Consider the following 16,997-nt stretch of genomic DNA (forward strand, 5'->3'; position numbering starts at 1 on the left):
GTTACGCATCCGGTCGACGTGTAAACACTGTGTTTCGGGAGGCTGCCGATGTGCTCGGCAGGCGAATCGGGCGGATCAGGCGGCGAGCTTGGCCCGGACCTGCCGCTTGGCGCGGCCGAGGAGGGCGGACATGCCGCGGATGCGGAGAGGCGACACGGCCTGCGTCAGCCCGAGCGTCTGCGGGTAGTCGTCGGGCACCGCGAGGACCTCGTCGGCGGTCAGGCCGGCGAGGCCCTGCACAAGGATGGAGGCGAAACCGCGCGTCGTCGGCGCTTCCCGCGGAGCGGTGGCGAAGAGGTGCACGACGTCGTCCGCATCCACCTCGACGAAGATGAACACGGGCGCCTGGCACTCCTCCACCCGCTCCAGCAGGTCGGGGTGGTCGCGGTAGCGCTCGGGCAGCTCCGGCAGCTCGTCGGAGAACTCCAGCAGCAGCTGGAGCCGGTCGTTCTGCTCCAGTGCCTGGAAGTCGTCGCGGATCTCGGCGAGCGCGCCCGTCAGTTCGGTCATCCCTTAAGGCTACGTCCGATTCCGGGACGCGCGGTCAGCGCGCAGAGACCTCTCCCGGCTCCGAGCCGATGACGATCGGGACGCGCACGGCCGAGCCCCACTCCGTCCACGAGCCGTCGTAGTTCTTGACGTTCTCGAAGCCGAGCAGGTGGGTGAGCACGAACCAGGTGTGGCTGGAGCGCTCGCCGATTCGGCAGTAGGCGATCACGTCGTCGCCGGGCTTCAGCCCCGCGCCGTCGAGGTAGACCTCTTCGAGCTCCGCGCGGCGCTTGAAGGTCGCGTCGGGAGCGGCGGCCTTGGCCCACGGAACGGACTGCGCCGACGGGATGTGCCCGGCGCGGAGCGCTCCCTCGGTCGGGTAGCCGGGGATCTCGGTCCGCTCGCCGCTGTACTCCTCCGGCGAGCGCACGTCGATCAGGGGCCGGCCCAGGTGGGCGAGCACGTCCTCCTTGAAGGCGCGGACAGTGCGGTCGTCGCGCTCGACGACCGGGTAGTCGACGGCGGGAGGCTGCGGCACCTCGCGGGTCAGCTCGCGGCCCTCCGCGATCCACTTGTCGCGTCCTCCGTCGAGCAGGCGCACGTCCTCGTGGCCGAACAGGGTGAACACCCAGAGCGCGTAGGCGGCCCACCAGTTGTTCTTGTCGCCGTAGATGACGACGGTGGTGTCACGCCCGATGCCCTTGGATCCGAGCAGCTCGGCGAAGCGCTCGGGGCTGACGTAGTCGCGCACGACGGGGTCGTTGAGGTCGGTGTGCCAGTCGACCTTGACCGACCCGGGGATGTGGCCCGTGTCGTAGAGCAGCACGTCCTCGTCCGATTCGACCACCGCGAGCCCCGGTTCGCCCAGGTGCGCGGCGAGCCATTCGGTGGTCACCAGCCGCTCCGGGTGCGCGTATCCGGTGAACTCGGGCGACGGGTCGGTCTCGATGGTCATGCGCGTGTGTCCTCCAGGGATCGGTCGGGGTCCGTGTCCAGGGTCCGTCCCGCCGGGCGGGACTAGGCTGGTGAGCCTGCGACAGCTGCGAACCTACGTCCAGCGTAGGCGGCCGGGAACGGCCGCGGTAAGACTTCGACACAAAGGTGCACACCCCGCCATGACCCTCGAGCAGACCGGCGCCCTCCCCCGCCTCGCCGACCGTTCGCCCCAGATCACGGGCGCCGAGATCGCCGCCAGCCTGGTCCCGCCGTCGCAGTTCGAGCGGGCGACGTTCGAGTCGTATCGGCCCGACCACGACTACCCGTCGCAGGCGGAGGCCGTCTCCACCCTGAAGCTGTTCGCCAAGACCTGGGAGCCGCAGCGACCCGCAGGGCTGTTCAGCCGCAACCGGCGCAAGGTGGAGGCGATGAAGCCGGGCGTCTACCTCGACGGCGGGTTCGGCGTGGGCAAGACGCACCTCCTGGCCGCCCTCTGGCACGAGGCGCCCGGACCGAAGTACTTCGGCACGTTCATCGAGTACACCGCGCTGGTCGGCGCCCTCGGCTATGCCGGCGCGGTCGACCTGCTGCGCGGCTCCACCCTCATCTGCATCGACGAGTTCGAGCTCGACGACCCGGGCGACACGATGATGATGACCCGGATGCTCGGCGAGCTGGTCGCCTCCGGAACCCGCATCGCCGCCACCAGCAACACGCCGCCGAACGCGCTCGGCGAGGGCCGCTTCGCTGCGAGCGACTTCCTCCGAGAGATCCAGTCGCTGTCGTCCAACTTCGAGACCATCCGCATCGACGGTCTCGACTACCGGAGGCGCGACACGACGGGCAACGCCGTCACGGTGGAGCCGGGAGAGTACGAGCGCGTCGTCGCCGCCATCGCCGGGCGCGGCGAGACGGTGACGAGCGACGCGTTCCAGGACCTCATCGCCCACCTGGCGACGGTCCACCCATCCCGCTACATCAAGATGCTCGACGACGTGGACGTGATCGGCTTGACCGGCGTGGAGGTTCTGCACGACCAGATGGCGGCGCTCCGGCTGGTGGCGTTCATCGACCGCGTGTACGACGCCGAGATCCCGATCGTGCAGACCGGCGTGCCGCTCAGCGAGGTGTTCGACGACGAAATGCTCGGCGGCGGCTACCGCAAGAAGTACCTGCGATCGACGTCGCGCATGATCGCGCTCACCGCCGGGGAGCTGCCACCTCACGACGAGTGAGCCAGGCGGCGATCGAGGCGGTCCACTTGGCCTCGTCGTAGTTCCACAGCTTGGTGTGCAGGGCGACGTCGAACGGCACCAGCGTGACGATGTCGCTGCGCGCCTCGGCGAGCGCCCGCGACCCGGTGGACGGCACGAACGCGTCGTCGTCGCTGTGCAGGATGAGCATCGGGAGGCTGAGCTCCGACGCCCGCGCGACGAAATCCATGCTGCGCAGGTCGATCGGTGCGCCCTGCCCGGTGATGGGCCCGCTCCATTCCGCCTCGATGAGGCGCATGGCGGCGCGGGTCATCGCGTCGGGCAGGCGCAGGAGGTTGCCCTGGTACTCCAGCGTGTCGACCCAGTCGATCACGGGCGACTCCAGGACGATCCCGGTCACGTGCTCCATCGCGTGCGACCGCGTGATGGTCTGCAGCACCACCGCTCCGCCCATCGACCACCCCATCAGGACGATCGAGCGCGCCCCGTGGTCGACGGCGTAGCCGATGGCCGCCTCGATGTCGCGCCACTCCGTGCCGCCCAGGCCGTAACGCCGGTCGACGCTCTCGGGGGCGTCCCCGTCGTTGCGGTAGGAGGCGAGCAGGGAGGTGAACCCGGAGTCGTGGAAGACGCGGACCGCGCGCAGTCCCTCCTGCCGGGAGGCGCCCCAGCCGTGCACCTGGATGACCCAGCGTCCGCTCTCGGCGTCGTCGGGCGCCGGGAAGACCCAGGCGGGCGCCTGCCCGAGCTCGGTCGGAATCTCCACGCTCATCACCGGGAGGCCGAGCTCGTCCGGCCGCAGGTAGTAGTAGCCGCTGATCCGGGCTCGGCCGGTCCGCAGCTCGCCGAACTCGACCCGCTCCAGCTCGCGCGTGACCGTGCCGTCGCCGCGCTCGATCAGGCCGCCGAGCTTGGCGTAGCCGGTGTCGCCTCCCCACCACATCCCGAAGCGGCCGGGCATCGAGGCGTCCGGCGTCTGCCGCAGGGTCACCGTCCCGAGCGTCTCGTCGAAGCCCCGGATGGTCTGGTTCTGCGGGCGGCGCCGCACCGGCGTGATCACGGTGCGGGCGACCCGTGTCGTGGCCCAGGCGGCGAGTCCGGCTGTCGCCAGCACCAGTCCCCCGGCGACCACCGCCGCGGTGCCGAATGCCCTGCCGACCGTCGATCCCGCACTGCTCTCCGCCATAGTGTGCAGCGTACCGGCGGCCGCCCGGAGCCGCCCCCAGGACTTCCCCAGGCGGCGTGCCGTACTGACAGGACACGCCAAAGGCTTCTAGTGTTCGAAGCGTGCCGACACCGACATCCCCACCGCAGCAACCGGCGGAGTTCGCCACGGCGCTGCAGTCCATCCGTGCCGCAGTGTCGCGACCCGAACTCGTGATCGAGGAGATCCCCGCGCCCGCGCAGCTCGCCCCGTACTCCGTGGCGCTGGCCGCCGACGTGCGACCGGCCCGGCACGGCAGCGACTCGGACCTCGGCACTGGGCGCTTCATCCTCCTCTACGACCCCGACGAACCGGAGGCGTGGGGCGGGCCGTTCCGCATCGTCTGCTTCGCCCAGGCCCCGCTGGAGACCGACATCGGGCTGGACCCGTTCCTCGCCGACGTGGCCTGGTCCTGGCTGGTGGATGCCCTGGATGCGCGCCAGGCCCGCTACACCGCCGCGAGTGGTACCGCTACCAAGATCATCTCCACCGGCTTCGGCGAGCTCGCGGCGCAGGGCGACGGCTCGCAGATCGAGCTGCGCGCATCCTGGAGTCCGCTCGAGTCCGACGTCTCGGCTCACGTCGAGGGCTGGGGCGAGCTGCTGTGCATGCTCGCAGGACTCCCGCCGACCGCCGAGGGGGTCAGCCTCCTCAGCACGAGGGGCACGACGCCGAAGAAGGCGACGCGTGGCTGATCACACCGTCATCGACAGTCGCGACGCGTACCTCTCGGCTGTCGACCGCATCGTCGCGGGCAACGGTCCGATTGCCGTCGACGCCGAGCGGGCCAGCGGCTTCCGGTATTCGCAGCGTGCGTACCTCATCCAGGTGTTCCGCCGCGGCTCCGGTACGTTCCTGTTCGACCCTCCGGCGATCGGCCGCTTCGACGAACTGAACGATGCCATCCACGACGACGAGTGGGTGCTGCACGCGGCCACGCAGGACCTCACCTGCCTGCGGGAGGTCGGCCTCGACCCCTCCATCGTGTTCGACACCGAGCTGGCGGCACGACTTCTCGGCATGCCGCGCGTCGGGCTGGGAACCGTCGTGGAGGAGCTGCTCGGCATCCACCTCGCCAAGGAGCACAGCGCGGCCGACTGGTCGACGCGTCCCCTGCCCGAACCGTGGCTCAACTACGCAGCCCTGGATGTGGAGCTGCTGCCCGACCTGCGGGACGCCATCGCGCAGCTCCTCGAGGAGGCCGGCAAGACCGACATCGCGCGGCAGGAGTTCGCCGACGAACTGGTCCGCGAGCTCGTCCCCGTGCGCCACGAGCCGTGGCGCCGGCTGTCCGGCATCCACTCCATCCGCGGGATCCGCAACCTGGCCGTCGCCCGTGAGCTGTGGCTCAGCCGGGATGCGCTTGCTCGCGAACTCGACACCGCACCCGGACGGCTCGTGCCGGACGCCTCGCTGACCGCCGCCGCGAAGGCCATGCCCGAGAGCAAACGCGCCCTCGCAGCCCTCCGCGAGTTCACCGGGCGGGCCAGCCGCTCCGAACTCGACCGCTGGTGGGCCGCCATCGAGGCCGGCCGCACCACCGAGGACCTTCCCGTGCTCCGCGGGAACGGCGACAGCCTCCCCCCGCCGCGCGCCTGGTCGGACCGCAACCCGGAGGCCGACGCCCGGCTGAAGGCCGCGCGCGCCGCCCTGACGGCCCTGTCGGAGGAGCGGTCCATCCCCGTCGAGAACCTGCTGACGCCGGACACGCTGCGCCGTGTCGCGTGGACCCCTCCCGCCGAGATCACCGCGGAATCCATCGCCGAAGCCCTCAGCGCGCACGGCGCCCGCCCCTGGCAGGTTGCCGCAACCTCACAGGTGATCGCCCAGGCTTTTGTAGATGGCACCCAAAGCCCCGACGAGGGGTCCGCGCCCGCTTCGTAGGAAGGATCAAACGATTCTTTTCGTGCACAGCGGTGTACCTAGGATCGTTCCCGACCTTGATTTGGGAGGGCACTGTGGCCGATAGGAACGAAGTCGTGTTCGTCGACGGAGTCCGTACTCCGTTCGGACGAGCCGGCGAAAAAGGGCAGTACTGGAACACCCGCGCGGACGACCTCGTCGTGAAGGCGATGATCGGACTGCTCGAGCGCAACCCCCAGGTGCCCAAGGACAGGATCGACGACGTGGCCATCGCCGCCACGACGCAGCAGGGCGACCAGGGCCTCACCCTCGGCCGCACCGCCGCGCTCCTCGCCGGGCTGCCGAAGTCGGTCCCCGGATTCGCCATCGACCGGATGTGCGCCGGAGCGATGACCAGCGTCACCACTCTCGGCTCCGGCATCGCCTTCGGCGCCTACGACCTGGTGATCGCGGGCGGCGTCGAGCACATGGGCCGCCACCCGATGGGCTTCGGCGCCGACCCGAACCCGCGCTTCCTCTCCGAGAAGATGGTGGCGGAGGACGCGCTCAACATGGGCATGACGGCCGAGCGCATCCACGACCGCTTCCCTGCGCTCACCAAGGAGCGCTCCGACCGGTTCGCCATGCGCAGCCAGCACAAGCTCGCCGCCGCGTACGAGGCGGGCAAGATCCAGCCGGACCTCGTACCCGTCGCCATCCGCTCGGAGTCGGGCTGGGGCCTCGCCACGCAGGACGAGGGGATGCGCCCGCAGACCACGCTCGAGGGCCTCGCCACGCTGAAGACCCCGTTCCGTCCCCACGGCCGGGTCACCGCCGGCAACTCGTCGCCGCTGACCGACGGCGCCACCGCCTCCCTGCTCGCGTCGCACGACGCCGTGAAGGAGCTGGGGCTCACGCCGAAGATGCGGATGGTCAGCTTCGCCTTCGCCGGTGTCGAGCCGGAGGTCATGGGCCTCGGGCCGGTGCCGTCGACCGAGAAGGCGCTCCGCAAGGCGGGCCTCTCCATCGACGACATCGGGCTCTTCGAGCTCAACGAAGCGTTCGCCATCCAGGTGATCTCGTTCCTCGACCACTTCGGCATCGACGACGACGACCCGCGCGTCAACAAGTGGGGCGGCGCGATCGGGATCGGCCACCCGCTGGCCGCGAGCGGCGTCCGCCTGATGATCCAGCTGGCGCGCCAATTCGAGGAGCACCCGGAGGTCCGCTACGGCATCACCGCGATGTGCGTAGGCCTCGGCCAGGGCGGCACCGTGATCTGGGAGAACCCCAACTACGACAAGCGCGCCGCGCGGAAGGGCTGACCTGTGACGGACTACAGCACGATCGACTTCTCCCCCCTCGCCGACCTCACCGACGACGAGGTCGTCACCCACTCCTTCGTGAAGGATGTGCGCCTCCCCAGCGGCAAGAACCTCGCCCTGGTCACGCTCGACAACGGTCGCGACCACACCCGCCCGAACACGATGGGACCGGCGACCCTGCTGGAGCTCGGCAAGACTTTCGACGAGCTGACCGCCCGCGCTGCGCGTGGTGAGATCGACGCGGTCGCCGTCACCGGCAAGCCCTTCATCCTCGCCGCCGGGGCCGACCTCAGCCGAGTGAGCGACATCCCCAGCGTGGAGGTCGCGAAGCTCCTCCCGCAGCTGGGCCACTACGTGCTCGGCAAGCAGGCGACCTTCGGCGTCCCGTCGTTCGTCTTCACGAACGGCCTCGCGCTGGGCGGCGGCGTGGAGATCGGACTGAACGCCGACTACCGCACCATCGACCGCAATGCGGCCGCGTTCGCGCTGCCGGAGGTCTTCCTCGGCCTCATCCCGGGCTGGGGCGGCGCCACCATCCTCCCGAACCTGATCGGCATCGAGAACGCCCTGAAGGTCGTCGTCGAGAACCCGCTCAAGCAGAACCGCATGCTGAAGCCGCAGGAGGTCTTCGACCTCGGGATCGCGGACGCCATCTTCGACTCGGTGAACTTCCTCGAGGACTCCCTGCTGTGGGCGGACTCGGTGCTCACCGGCGCGACGGTCGTCAAGCGGCCGAACGAGCCGGGCAAGCTGGAGCGGATGGTCAAGTGGGATGCCGCCATCGGCATCGCGCGCAAGATGCTCGAATCGCGCATCGGCACCGTCCCGAAGTCGCCCTACAAGGCACTGGACCTGCTCAAGGCGGCCAAGTCGAACGACCGCGCGGCGGGCTTCGCCCTGGAGGACGACGCACTCGCGGAGCTCATCGCGGGCGACCAGTTCCAGGCCAGCATCTACGCCTTCAACCTGGTGCAGAAGCGCGCCAAGCGCCCGGCAGGCGCCCCGGACAAGAAGGTCGCGAAGAAGGTCACCAAGATCGGCGTCATCGGCGCCGGCTACATGGCCAGCCAGTTCGCGCTGCTCTTCGTCCGCCGCCTCCGGGTCCCGGTGGTCATCACCGACCTGGACCAGGCGCACGTCGACAAGGGCGTGGCGTACATCCACGAAGAGATCGGCAAGCTGCAGGAGAAGGGCCGCATCTCCCCCGATGAGGCCAACCGCCTGCGCGCCCTCGTCACCGGCACCACCGACAAGGCCGACTTCGCCGACTGCGACTGGGTCATCGAGGCCGTCTTCGAGGAGCTGTCGGTCAAGCAGGACGTCTTCGCCGAGGTGGAGCCGTTCCTCTCCGAGGAGGCCGTCATCGCGACGAACACGTCGTCGCTGTCCGTCGAGCAGATCGGCGCGAAGCTGAAGTACCCGGAGCGGTTGGTCGGCTTCCACTTCTTCACCCCGGTCGCGGTCATGCCGCTGATCGAGGTCGTGAAGACGCCGCACACCGACGAGGCGACGCTGTCGACCGCCATGGTGACCGCGGCCGCGCTCAAGAAGAACGCGGTGATCACCGCCGACACGCACGGCTTCGTCGTGAACCGGGTCCTCGCGAAGATCCTCGGCGACGCCATGCACGCGGTGGACGACGGGACGCCGTTCGAGGTGGTCGACGAGGCCATCGCGCCGCTCGGCCTCCCGATGCCGCCGTCCGTCCTGCTCGACCTGGTCGGCCTGAAGGTCGGCGCGCACGTGCTCGACACCCACCACGCGGCGTTCCCCGACCGGTTCTACCGCTCGGAGAACCTCCACAAGCTCGCCGAGTACGGCACGCTGCTGGAGAAGGACGCCAAGGGCAAGGTGAAGGGCCTCGACAAGGGCGCGGCGAAGATCGTCGCCGGCGGCAAGAACCCGTGGACGAAGGAGCAGATCCTGCGGACCCTGGAGGACGGCCTGGCCGACGAGATCCACCGCATGCTCGTCGACGACCACGTGGTCGAGGCGCCGGAGGACATCGACCTCTGCATGATCCTCGGCGCGGGGTTCCCGTTCCAGATGGGCGGGATCACGCCGTACCTGGACCGCGTGGGGGCGTCCGAGCGCGTGTTCGGGGACACGTTCCACCACCCGCCGATCAAGGGCGTCGCGTAGGCGGACGATCCACTGGTCCCGACATGCCGTCACGGTTTCGATCGTGACGGCATGTCGGGACCATTCGTTTGTCAGCGGTTGAGCGGGGACATGTCCGGGTACCGGTCGCCCACCGGCGCCGCCACGGCATCCAGCCGGGCCAGCTGCTCGGGGCTGAGCTGCAGGTCGGCCGCGGCCACGTTCTGCTCCAGGTTCGCGACCTTCGTGGTGCCGGGGATCGGGGCGATGTCGTCGCCCTTCGAGAGCAGCCACGCGAGCGCCACCTGGCCCGGCTTCGCGCCCACCTCGCGCGCCACGTCGTCCACCTGCTCCACGATGCGGATGTTCGACTCCAGGTTGTCGCCCTCGAAGCGCGGGTTGAACCGCCGGAAGTCGTCCTCGGACAGCTCGTCGAGCGAGCGGATGGTCCCGGTCAGGAACCCGCGGCCGAGCGGCGAGTACGGGACGAAGCCGATGCCGAGCTCGCGCACGGTGGGCAGCACCTCGGCCTCCGGGTCGCGCGTCCAGAGCGAGTACTCGGTCTGGATGGCCGTGACCGGGTGCACCGCGTTCGCCCGGCGGATCGTCGCAGGCGCCGCCTCCGACAGCCCGTAATGCCGGATCTTGCCCTCCTCGATCAGCTCCTTCAGCGCCCCGACCGTCTCCTCGATCGGCGTGTCCGGGTCCATCCGGTGCTGGTAGTACAGGTCGATGTGGTCGGTCTGCAGGCGCCGGAGGGAGCCCTCGACGGAGAGGCGGATGTTCTCAGGCGACCCGTCCATCCCGCGCTCGTCGTTCTCGCGGTGCTTGATCGTGCCGAACTTCGTGGCGATGACGACACGGTCGCGGCGCCCGTCGGCGAACGCCTTCGCGAGCAGCTCCTCGTTCGTGTACGGGCCGTAGATCTCGGCCGTGTCGAAGAAGGTGACGCCGAGGTCCATCGCGCGGTGGATGGTGGCGATCGAGCCCGCCTCGTCGGTGCCCGCGCCCGTGTAGAACGCCGACATGCCCATGCAGCCGAGGCCCAGCTGCGAGACCTCCAGCTTCTCCGTTCCCAGTGCGATCTTCTTCATGCGTGCTTCCCTTCCGTGGCCTCTCCGACCTGCTGCCGGTAGAGGCCGATCTTGTAGTCGATGGCCGCCAGGCTCGCCGTCATCTCCTCCAGCTGCCGGACGACCGCCATGCGGTGCAGCAGGAGCAGCTCGAGCCGCTCCGGCTCCGTCCCCCGGCCCTGCCGCGCGAGCAGGACGTACTCGCGCATGGTGGCGATCGGCATCGCGGTCGACCGCAGCCGGGTGAGGAACGTCACCCACGTGACGTCGGCCTCGGTGTAGCGCCGGTGGGTCGAGGATGCGCGTTCGACGGGCGAGAGCATCAGCCCCTCGCGCTCGTAGTAGCGCAGCGTGTGGGTGGTGAGTCCGGTCCGCTCGGCGACGTCGGAGATCGACATCGCCGTTCGTGTATCGGTCATACCGCCACGATAGAACTTAGAGCGCACTCGAAGTCAATGCGCGCCACCGAGTGGTGAGTCGATGCTCCTATTTCCGTCGAGTGGTGACTCGATGTCGCCACTCGGCGGAGAGGGGGGGTGATTCAGGCGCGGCGCTTCTTGGGGGCGTCGGCCCGCGATTCGTCGGACGCGTCGGACGCGTCGGCCGTTGAGGGGGCGGAGGCGTCGGAAGAGGCGGCGTCCCCGGCGGAAGCTGCAGAATCGGCATCGGCGGAAGCGGCGTCCGCGGGCGCGTCGGCCGGGAGGGGGCGGGCGATGGGGACGCGGCTGCCGAGCACCTGGGCGACGAGGTCGCGGGCGATCTTCTGCGGCGTGAGCCCGGCATCCTCGAGGATCTCGTCGCGGGACGCGTGCTCGATGAAGGCGTCGGGCAGGCCCAGCTCGTCGACGGCGGTGTCGATGCCCGCCTCGCGCAGGTCCTGACGCACCCGGGTGCCGATGCCCCCGACGCGGATGCCGTCCTCGATCGTCACCACGATGCGGTGCTCCGCGGCCAAGGCCAGGATGCTCTTCGGCACCGGGACGACCCAGCGCGGGTCGACGACGGTGGCGCCGATGCCCTGCGCGGCCAGACGGTCGGCGACCTTCAGGCCCAGGTCCGCCATGGGTCCGACCGTCACGAGGAGCACATCTTTGCGGTCGCCCTCGCGCAGCACGTCGACGCCGTCCTCCAGCCGTCGTACCGCGTCGATGTCGGGCTGGACCGCGCCCTTGGGGAACCGGAGGACGGTCGGGGCGTCGTCGACGGCCACGGCCTCCCCCAGCTCCTCCCGGAACCGGGTGCCGTCGCGCGGTGCGGCCAGGCGGATGTCGGGCACGACCTGCAGGATCGCCAGGTCCCAGATGCCGTGGTGGCTCGGCCCGTCCGGGCCCGTCACGCCGGCGCGGTCGAGGACGAAGGTGACGCCCGCCTTGTGCAGCCCGACATCCATGAGCACCTGGTCGAAGGCGCGGTTCATGAAGGTGGCGTAGATCGCGACGACCGGATGCAGTCCGCCGTAGGCGAGGCCGGCCGCGCTGGTGGCGGCGTGCTGCTCGGCGATTCCCACGTCGTGCACGCGCTCGGGGAACCGTTCCGCGAGGCGGTGGAGGCCGGTGGGCCGCAGCATCGCCGCAGTCACGCCGACGATCTTCGGGTCCTTCTCGGCGAGGCGCACGATCTCGTCCGAGAAGACGTCGGTCCAGGCCTGTTTGCTGGAGCTGCCGGTCGGCTCGCCCGTCTCCGGGTCGATCTGCCCGACCGAGTGGAACTGGTCCGCCGCGTCGCGCAGGGCCGGCTCGTAGCCGCGGCCCTTCTGCGTGATGGCGTGGACGATGACCGGGGCTCCGTAGTTCTTCGCCTGGCGCAGCGCCTCCTCCATCGCCTGGAGGTCGTGGCCGTGCACCGGTCCGATGTACTTGATGTCGAGGTTCGAGTAGAGGGCCTCGTTGTTGACGAAGCGGCTCAGGAAGCCGTGGAGGCCGCCGCGGACGCCTCGATAGAACGAGCGGCCGGGGGTGCCGAGCTTGTCGAAGGCGCGACGGGAGGTCAGGTACAGGTTGCGGTAGCCCCTCCGCGTCCGCACCGTGTTCAGGAAGCGCGCCATGCCGCCGATCGTCGGGGCGTAGGAGCGGCCGTTGTCGTTGACGACGATGATGAGCCGGCGGTTGTTGTCGTCGGAGATGTTGTTCAGCGCCTCCCACGTCATCCCGCCGGTGAGGGCGCCGTCGCCGACCACGGCGATGACGTGGCGGTCCTTCTGGCCGGTGAGCTCGAAGGCGCGCGAGATGCCGTCCGCCCAGGACAGCGACGAGGAGGCGTGCGAACTCTCCACGATGTCGTGCTCGGACTCCGACCGCTGCGGGTAGCCCGCCATCCCGCCCCGCTGGCGCAGCTTCGAGAAGTCCTGCCGCCCCGTCAGCAGCTTGTGGACGTACGACTGGTGACCGGTGTCGAAGACGATCGCGTCCCGCGGTGAGTCGAAGACCCGGTGGATGGCGATGGTCGTCTCGACCACGCCGAGGTTGGGCCCGAGGTGGCCGCCGGTCTTCGCCACGTTCGCGACCAGGAACGCCCGGACCTCGGCGGCGAGCTGGACGAGCTCACGGTCCGTGAGGCGGTCGAGGTCGCGCGGACCGTGGATGGTCTCGAGAATGCCCATGAATTCGAGTCTAGGCTCCGATTGCGGTCACGTCGGCTCCGCTGTCCTCTCTGCTCTGGCAGGGTTGCACGGTGCGACGAACATCACGGGGAGCCGGCCGCCGCCGTGCCCGCGGGTGGACCGCAGTGTCCCTGTTGTCGAGCCTGCTCGTCCAGGTCGCGATGGCGGCACTCGGCTGGGTCTTCCTCGCGGCTCCGGATGGACAGTCGGTTCTCGCCTGCCTGCTCCCGTGGTGCCTCCTCGGCACGGGCTACCTGGTCGTGGCGCTCGTCGTCCTGACCGCCCTCAGCCGGCGGACCGGCGCGGTGGAGGCGCGACCCTTGCTGGTGCGGAGGCCGGCTCGCGTCCTGACCGGCGTGATGACGACCACGACGGCGCTCGTGGGGATCGGCGCCGCCTTCCTGGTTCTCGCCGGCAAGTGGGACCCGGCCGTCGCCGCCCTTCTCCAGCTGTCCGGCCAAGAGGCGATGGCGGCCAAGGTGATCGGCGTCTGGGCGATGCTCCTCGCCTGGGGCTTCCTGCATTGGGGCTTCGCGCAGGGCTACTACCAGCGGTACCACGCGACACCGGAGCCGACTCTCGCGTTCCCGCGGACCCCCTCCCCCAGCATCGTGGACTTCGCCTACTTCTCGTACTGCATCGGCGTCAGCTTCGCCGTCTCCGATGTGGAGATCCTCGGGCGGCGGATCCGCTGGCGCGTGACGTGCCACTCGGTGCTGGCGTTCCTCTTCAACGGACTGATCGTCGTGCTCGCCGTGAACACCATCCTCGGGAGCCCCTGACAGGCGTCTGGTGCCTCGAGGCGGCCGCTCGCTACGATCGCCGCAACGGCCGGGAGGAGCACGACATGGCTGGACGATGGGGTGCGGTCACGGTTCTCGGCGCAGCACAGTTCGTGATGGTGCTCGACAGCACCGTGATGAACGTCTCGATCTCGCAGGTCGTGGCCGACCTCGACTCCACCATCGCGGCGATGCAATCGGCGATCACCTTCTACACGCTGACCATGGCGGCGTTCATGCTGCTGGGCGCCAAGCTCGGCGAGCGCTGGGGCCGGCGGCGTGCGCTGGTCATCGGATCGATCGTCTACTCGATCGGATCGGCGACGACTGCTCTCAGTGTGAACGCGACGATGCTGTTCATCGGGTGGTCGATCGTCGAGGGGTTGGGCGCGGTGCTCGTGATCCCGGCCATCGCCGGGCTGGTCGCCGACAACTACAGCGGGCACGCCCGCGTCACCGCGTTCTCCATCATCGGAGCGTCCTCCGGCGTCGCCGTCGCCGTGGGGCCGCTGGTGGGCGGATTCGTGACCACCTACGCCAGCTGGCGGTACGTCTTCGCCGCCGAGGTGGTCATCATGGCCGTGGTGCTCATCTTCAACAAGGTAGTCCGTCGCTCGGGCGACCCGCTCCCCACCCGCATCGACGTGCTGTCCGTGATCCTGTCCGCCCTGGCGCTCATCCTCATCGTCTACGGCCTGCTGCAGACCAAGGTGTGGGGGTGGATCCTCCCGACCTCCGATACACAGATCCTGGGGCTCTCCCCTGTCCCGTTCATCATCGCCGTCGGGGGTGTGCTGCTGTGGCTGTTCCTGCGCCGCCAGGGCGTGCTGCGTCGCAACGGCAGGGCGCCCTTCCTGAACACCGACATCCTGACCGTCCGGCACCTGCGCGCCGGGGTCGGCAGCATCGGTCTGCAGTACGCGGTCACCGCGGGCCTGTTCTTCATCGTGCCGGTCTATCTGCAGTTCACGCTGGGGCTGAATGCGGTCTCCACGGGGATCCGGGTGTTCCCCCTCTCGATCGCACTCGTCCTGTTCTCGATCATCGGCACAGCGCTCGCCCGCCGGCTCTCGCCCAAACGGATCGCGCGGATCGGACAGCTCCTCCTGGTGTTCGCGTCACTGGTCTTGCTGTTCTCGATCGACCCGGAGCTGAAGAACGGCGTGTTCGCGACGGGCATGTTCCTCGCCGGAGCCGCGCTCGGCCTCCTCGCCTCGCAACTCGGCAACGTCACCATGTCGGCGGTGGATCGCAGCGAGCTGAGCGAGGCCGGTGGAGTCCAGGGCGTGTTCCAGAATCTGGGTTCCTCGCTGGGGACGGCGATCCTCGGCTCCATCATGATCGCCGCGCTCGGCTCGCTGTTCCTCGGCGGGGTCGCTGCGAGCGACCTGCCGAACGACGTGCAGACCCAGATCAGCCGGAGCACCGAGAGCGGCGTCCCGATCGTCGCCGTGTCCGAGGTTCCCACGATCGCTCACGACGCCGGGCTGAGCGACCAGCAGGCGCAGCAGCTGGGCGACCTCTACCAACAGGCCCAGCTGCAGGCGCTGCGTCTCTCCTTCGCGGTGCTGACGTTGATCTCGCTCTCGGCGCTGGCGTTCTCCCGCAACCTCCCCGATACGGTCGCCGCCGCCGAGAAGGAGGAGGCGCCGGTCTCGGGTTAGGGGCCCACGTCACCCCGCCTGGCCGCGATCCATGCCTCCGCGTCGTCCACCGCCCGCTGGAGTGCCTCCCGCCGCCACGGCGTACTGCGGTAGACGTCCTCCGGCCCGATCGGAGCGGCGAGGTGAGGCGATCGAAGCTCTGCGGCGACCGCATCCGAGGAGACGATGAGCTTCAGGCGGCAGCGTGCGGCGGCCAGGCCGGCCGCGTACCGGGTGAGCGTCTCCGCCTGTGCGAGCCCGACCTGGTCGACTCCGCGCAACCGGAGGATCACGACCGTGTCGTGAGTGCCCTCCCCGGCGGCGGGGAGCTGCCGCTCGAGCGCCGGCGCGCTGCCGAAGAACATGCTCCCGTACGGCTGGAGGATCACGACCGCACCTGTCGGCAGCACGGCGTCCGGGTCGGTCTCGCGCAGCCGCCCGGCCGGGTCGCCGCGCAGCTGCCGGACGAGCAGCCGGTTGGAGGCCTCCACGACGTACAGCAGCAGCCCGAGGGCGACGCCCGCCAGCACCGCGTACTGGATCGGGATGAGCAGTGTCAGCACGAACGTGGTGACCATCACCACCGTCTGCAGCCAGCCCGTCTTCCACACCGACTGGATGCGGGCGGGGTTGACCGTCTGGACCCCGACGACGATCAGGAGCCCGGCGAGCGCCGGCATGGCGATGTAGCCGACCACGCCGGGCAGCAGCACGATGACGACGGCCATGACGGCGCCCGCCACCAGGAGCGACCGCCGGGTGGCCGCACCCGCCGCCGCGTTGATGGCCGTCGCCGACATCGACCCTCCGACCGGCATCCCCTGGAACAGTCCGGACAGCAGGTTCCCGACGCCCTGACCGACGAAGTCGCGGTTCGAGTTCGACGGGATGCCGGACGGGTTCGGATAGGCAGCGGCCACCGCCGCGCCCTGGACGATTCCGATGAAGGCCAGCGAGACCGCGGAGGCGAGCAGCATCGGCACATCGGCGAACGACGGCAGGGTCGGAGCCGGGAGGGAGTTCGGCAGCTCAACGACGTCGTGGACGAGTGCCACCGGCTGGCCGCCCCACGCCGGGAGGAGCACGGCCACGATCGAGCCGACCGCGATCGCGATGACCATGCCCATGGATCCGAGCCGCGTCCGGCCCAGCAGGACCACCCCGGCGATGGACAGCACGCCGACCAGCACGGTCGGGAGGTGGAACTGGCCCGGCGACAGCAGCAGCGTCACGGCCCGCACGACCCGGTTCGGCCCTGTTCCTGCGTGGCCGGTCAGATTCTCCAGCTGACCCAGGACGATGTTGACGCCGATCGCGCTGATGAAGCCGGTCATCACTGCGGTCGGCACGAACCGCAGCACCCGGCCGGCGCCTGCGAGCCCCGCGACGATCATCACCGCACCGGTCAGCAGCGACAGTGTAAAGAGCGCCGCACCCGGGTCGGGGGTGGACGCGAGGGGCGCGTCGCTCACCACCAGTGCCATTGCGCCCGTGGCCTGCACGGCCAGGAGGCCGCTGGACGTCACGAGCGCCGCCCCCGCCATCCCGAACAGGTAGGCGTAGAGCCCGGCGATCGGATTGACGCCGGCGAGCACACCGGCCGCGAGGCCGTCCGGAACGCTCTCGATTCCGAGCACGAGGCCGGCGACGGCATCCCGGCGGATCGTTTCGGGCCGGACCAGCCTCCGCAGCAGCGCGGCAGGCCCGCGTGCTGGGCGGCGCTGCGGGTGGCGCGGTTCTCGTGTCGCGCTCATGCCTCACCCCCCGCAGCACCGCGCACGGGGCGCCGG

14 protein-coding genes are annotated in these 16,997 nt (G+C 69.9%); 7 read left to right on the top strand and 7 right to left on the bottom strand.

The features are described 5' to 3' along the window. Positions 1-75: 75 nt before the first annotated feature. Entirely contained in the window at positions 76-510 is a 435-nt protein-coding gene (locus tag SB754_RS08705) for a SufE family protein (RefSeq protein ID WP_410781927.1), read from the bottom strand. 34 nt (positions 511-544) lie between these two features. Next, complete coding sequence (locus tag SB754_RS08710; RefSeq protein ID WP_410781928.1) at positions 545-1,444, bottom strand: sulfurtransferase; 900 nt, start codon at positions 1,442-1,444, stop codon at positions 545-547. Between the two features lie 160 nt (positions 1,445-1,604). Here SB754_RS08710 and zapE point away from each other — a divergent pair, with 160 nt between their 5' ends. Then, complete coding sequence (zapE, locus tag SB754_RS08715; protein WP_410781929.1) at positions 1,605-2,660, top strand: cell division protein ZapE; 1,056 nt, start codon at positions 1,605-1,607, stop codon at positions 2,658-2,660. On the opposite strand, the gene SB754_RS08720 is transcribed toward zapE, so the two are convergent. After that, complete coding sequence (locus tag SB754_RS08720; protein WP_410781930.1) at positions 2,626-3,825, bottom strand: alpha/beta hydrolase family protein; 1,200 nt, start codon at positions 3,823-3,825, stop codon at positions 2,626-2,628. The two genes, zapE and SB754_RS08720, sit on opposite strands and share 35 nt — an antisense overlap. A 101-nt stretch (positions 3,826-3,926) precedes the next feature. On the opposite strand from SB754_RS08720, the gene SB754_RS08725 reads away from it, so the two are divergent. The 4 genes from SB754_RS08725 (at position 3,927) to SB754_RS08740 (ending at position 9,152) form a co-directional block, all read left to right on the top strand. Further along, positions 3,927-4,538 carry a DUF3000 domain-containing protein gene (locus tag SB754_RS08725; RefSeq protein WP_410781931.1) on the top strand — a complete coding sequence of 204 codons (612 nt, stop codon included), beginning with the start codon at positions 3,927-3,929 and terminating at the stop codon, positions 4,536-4,538. Beyond that, positions 4,531-5,727, top strand: a complete 1,197-nt coding sequence (locus SB754_RS08730) for an HRDC domain-containing protein (RefSeq protein WP_410781932.1) — start codon at positions 4,531-4,533, stop codon at positions 5,725-5,727. The genes SB754_RS08725 and SB754_RS08730 overlap by 8 nt, the downstream gene beginning before the upstream one ends. A 74-nt stretch (positions 5,728-5,801) precedes the next feature. After that, on the top strand, positions 5,802-7,010 hold the full coding sequence (locus SB754_RS08735; protein ID WP_410781933.1) for a thiolase family protein: 1,209 nt from the start codon (positions 5,802-5,804) through the stop codon (positions 7,008-7,010). Between the two features lie 3 nt (positions 7,011-7,013). Next, positions 7,014-9,152 carry a 3-hydroxyacyl-CoA dehydrogenase NAD-binding domain-containing protein gene (locus SB754_RS08740; protein ID WP_410781934.1) on the top strand — a complete coding sequence of 713 codons (2,139 nt, stop codon included), beginning with the start codon at positions 7,014-7,016 and terminating at the stop codon, positions 9,150-9,152. Positions 9,153-9,223: 71 nt separating this feature from the next. Here SB754_RS08740 and SB754_RS08745 read toward each other — a convergent pair whose 3' ends face one another. The 3 genes from SB754_RS08745 to dxs form a co-directional block, all read right to left on the bottom strand. Then, positions 9,224-10,204 (bottom strand): aldo/keto reductase, encoded by a 981-nt coding sequence (locus tag SB754_RS08745; RefSeq protein WP_410781935.1) that lies wholly within the window; start codon positions 10,202-10,204, stop codon positions 9,224-9,226. Further along, positions 10,201-10,602, bottom strand: coding sequence for a MerR family transcriptional regulator (locus SB754_RS08750; RefSeq protein WP_410781936.1), 402 nt, complete (start codon positions 10,600-10,602; stop codon positions 10,201-10,203). The genes SB754_RS08745 and SB754_RS08750 overlap by 4 nt, the downstream gene beginning before the upstream one ends. A 122-nt stretch (positions 10,603-10,724) precedes the next feature. Further along, positions 10,725-12,782 (bottom strand): 1-deoxy-D-xylulose-5-phosphate synthase, encoded by a 2,058-nt coding sequence (dxs, locus tag SB754_RS08755; RefSeq protein ID WP_410781937.1) that lies wholly within the window; start codon positions 12,780-12,782, stop codon positions 10,725-10,727. A gap of 71 nt (positions 12,783-12,853) precedes the next feature. Between dxs and SB754_RS08760 the strand changes: the two genes are divergently transcribed. Together SB754_RS08760 and SB754_RS08765 are read left to right on the top strand one after the other, a co-directional pair. Next, positions 12,854-13,564: a DUF1345 domain-containing protein gene (locus SB754_RS08760; RefSeq protein WP_410781938.1), complete on the top strand. Its 711-nt coding sequence runs from the start codon at positions 12,854-12,856 to the stop codon at positions 13,562-13,564. A gap of 65 nt (positions 13,565-13,629) precedes the next feature. Further along, entirely contained in the window at positions 13,630-15,228 is a 1,599-nt protein-coding gene (locus SB754_RS08765; RefSeq protein ID WP_410781939.1) for an MFS transporter, read from the top strand. Here SB754_RS08765 and SB754_RS08770 read toward each other — a convergent pair. Continuing rightward, entirely contained in the window at positions 15,225-16,961 is a 1,737-nt protein-coding gene (locus SB754_RS08770) for a SulP family inorganic anion transporter (protein WP_410781940.1), read from the bottom strand. The two genes, SB754_RS08765 and SB754_RS08770, sit on opposite strands and share 4 nt — an antisense overlap. Positions 16,962-16,997: the final 36 nt, after the last annotated feature.

Origin of the sequence: Leifsonia sp. SIMBA_070, assembly GCF_046534635.1 — a bacterium.
Taxonomy (GTDB): Bacteria; Actinomycetota; Actinomycetes; order Actinomycetales; family Microbacteriaceae; genus Leifsonia.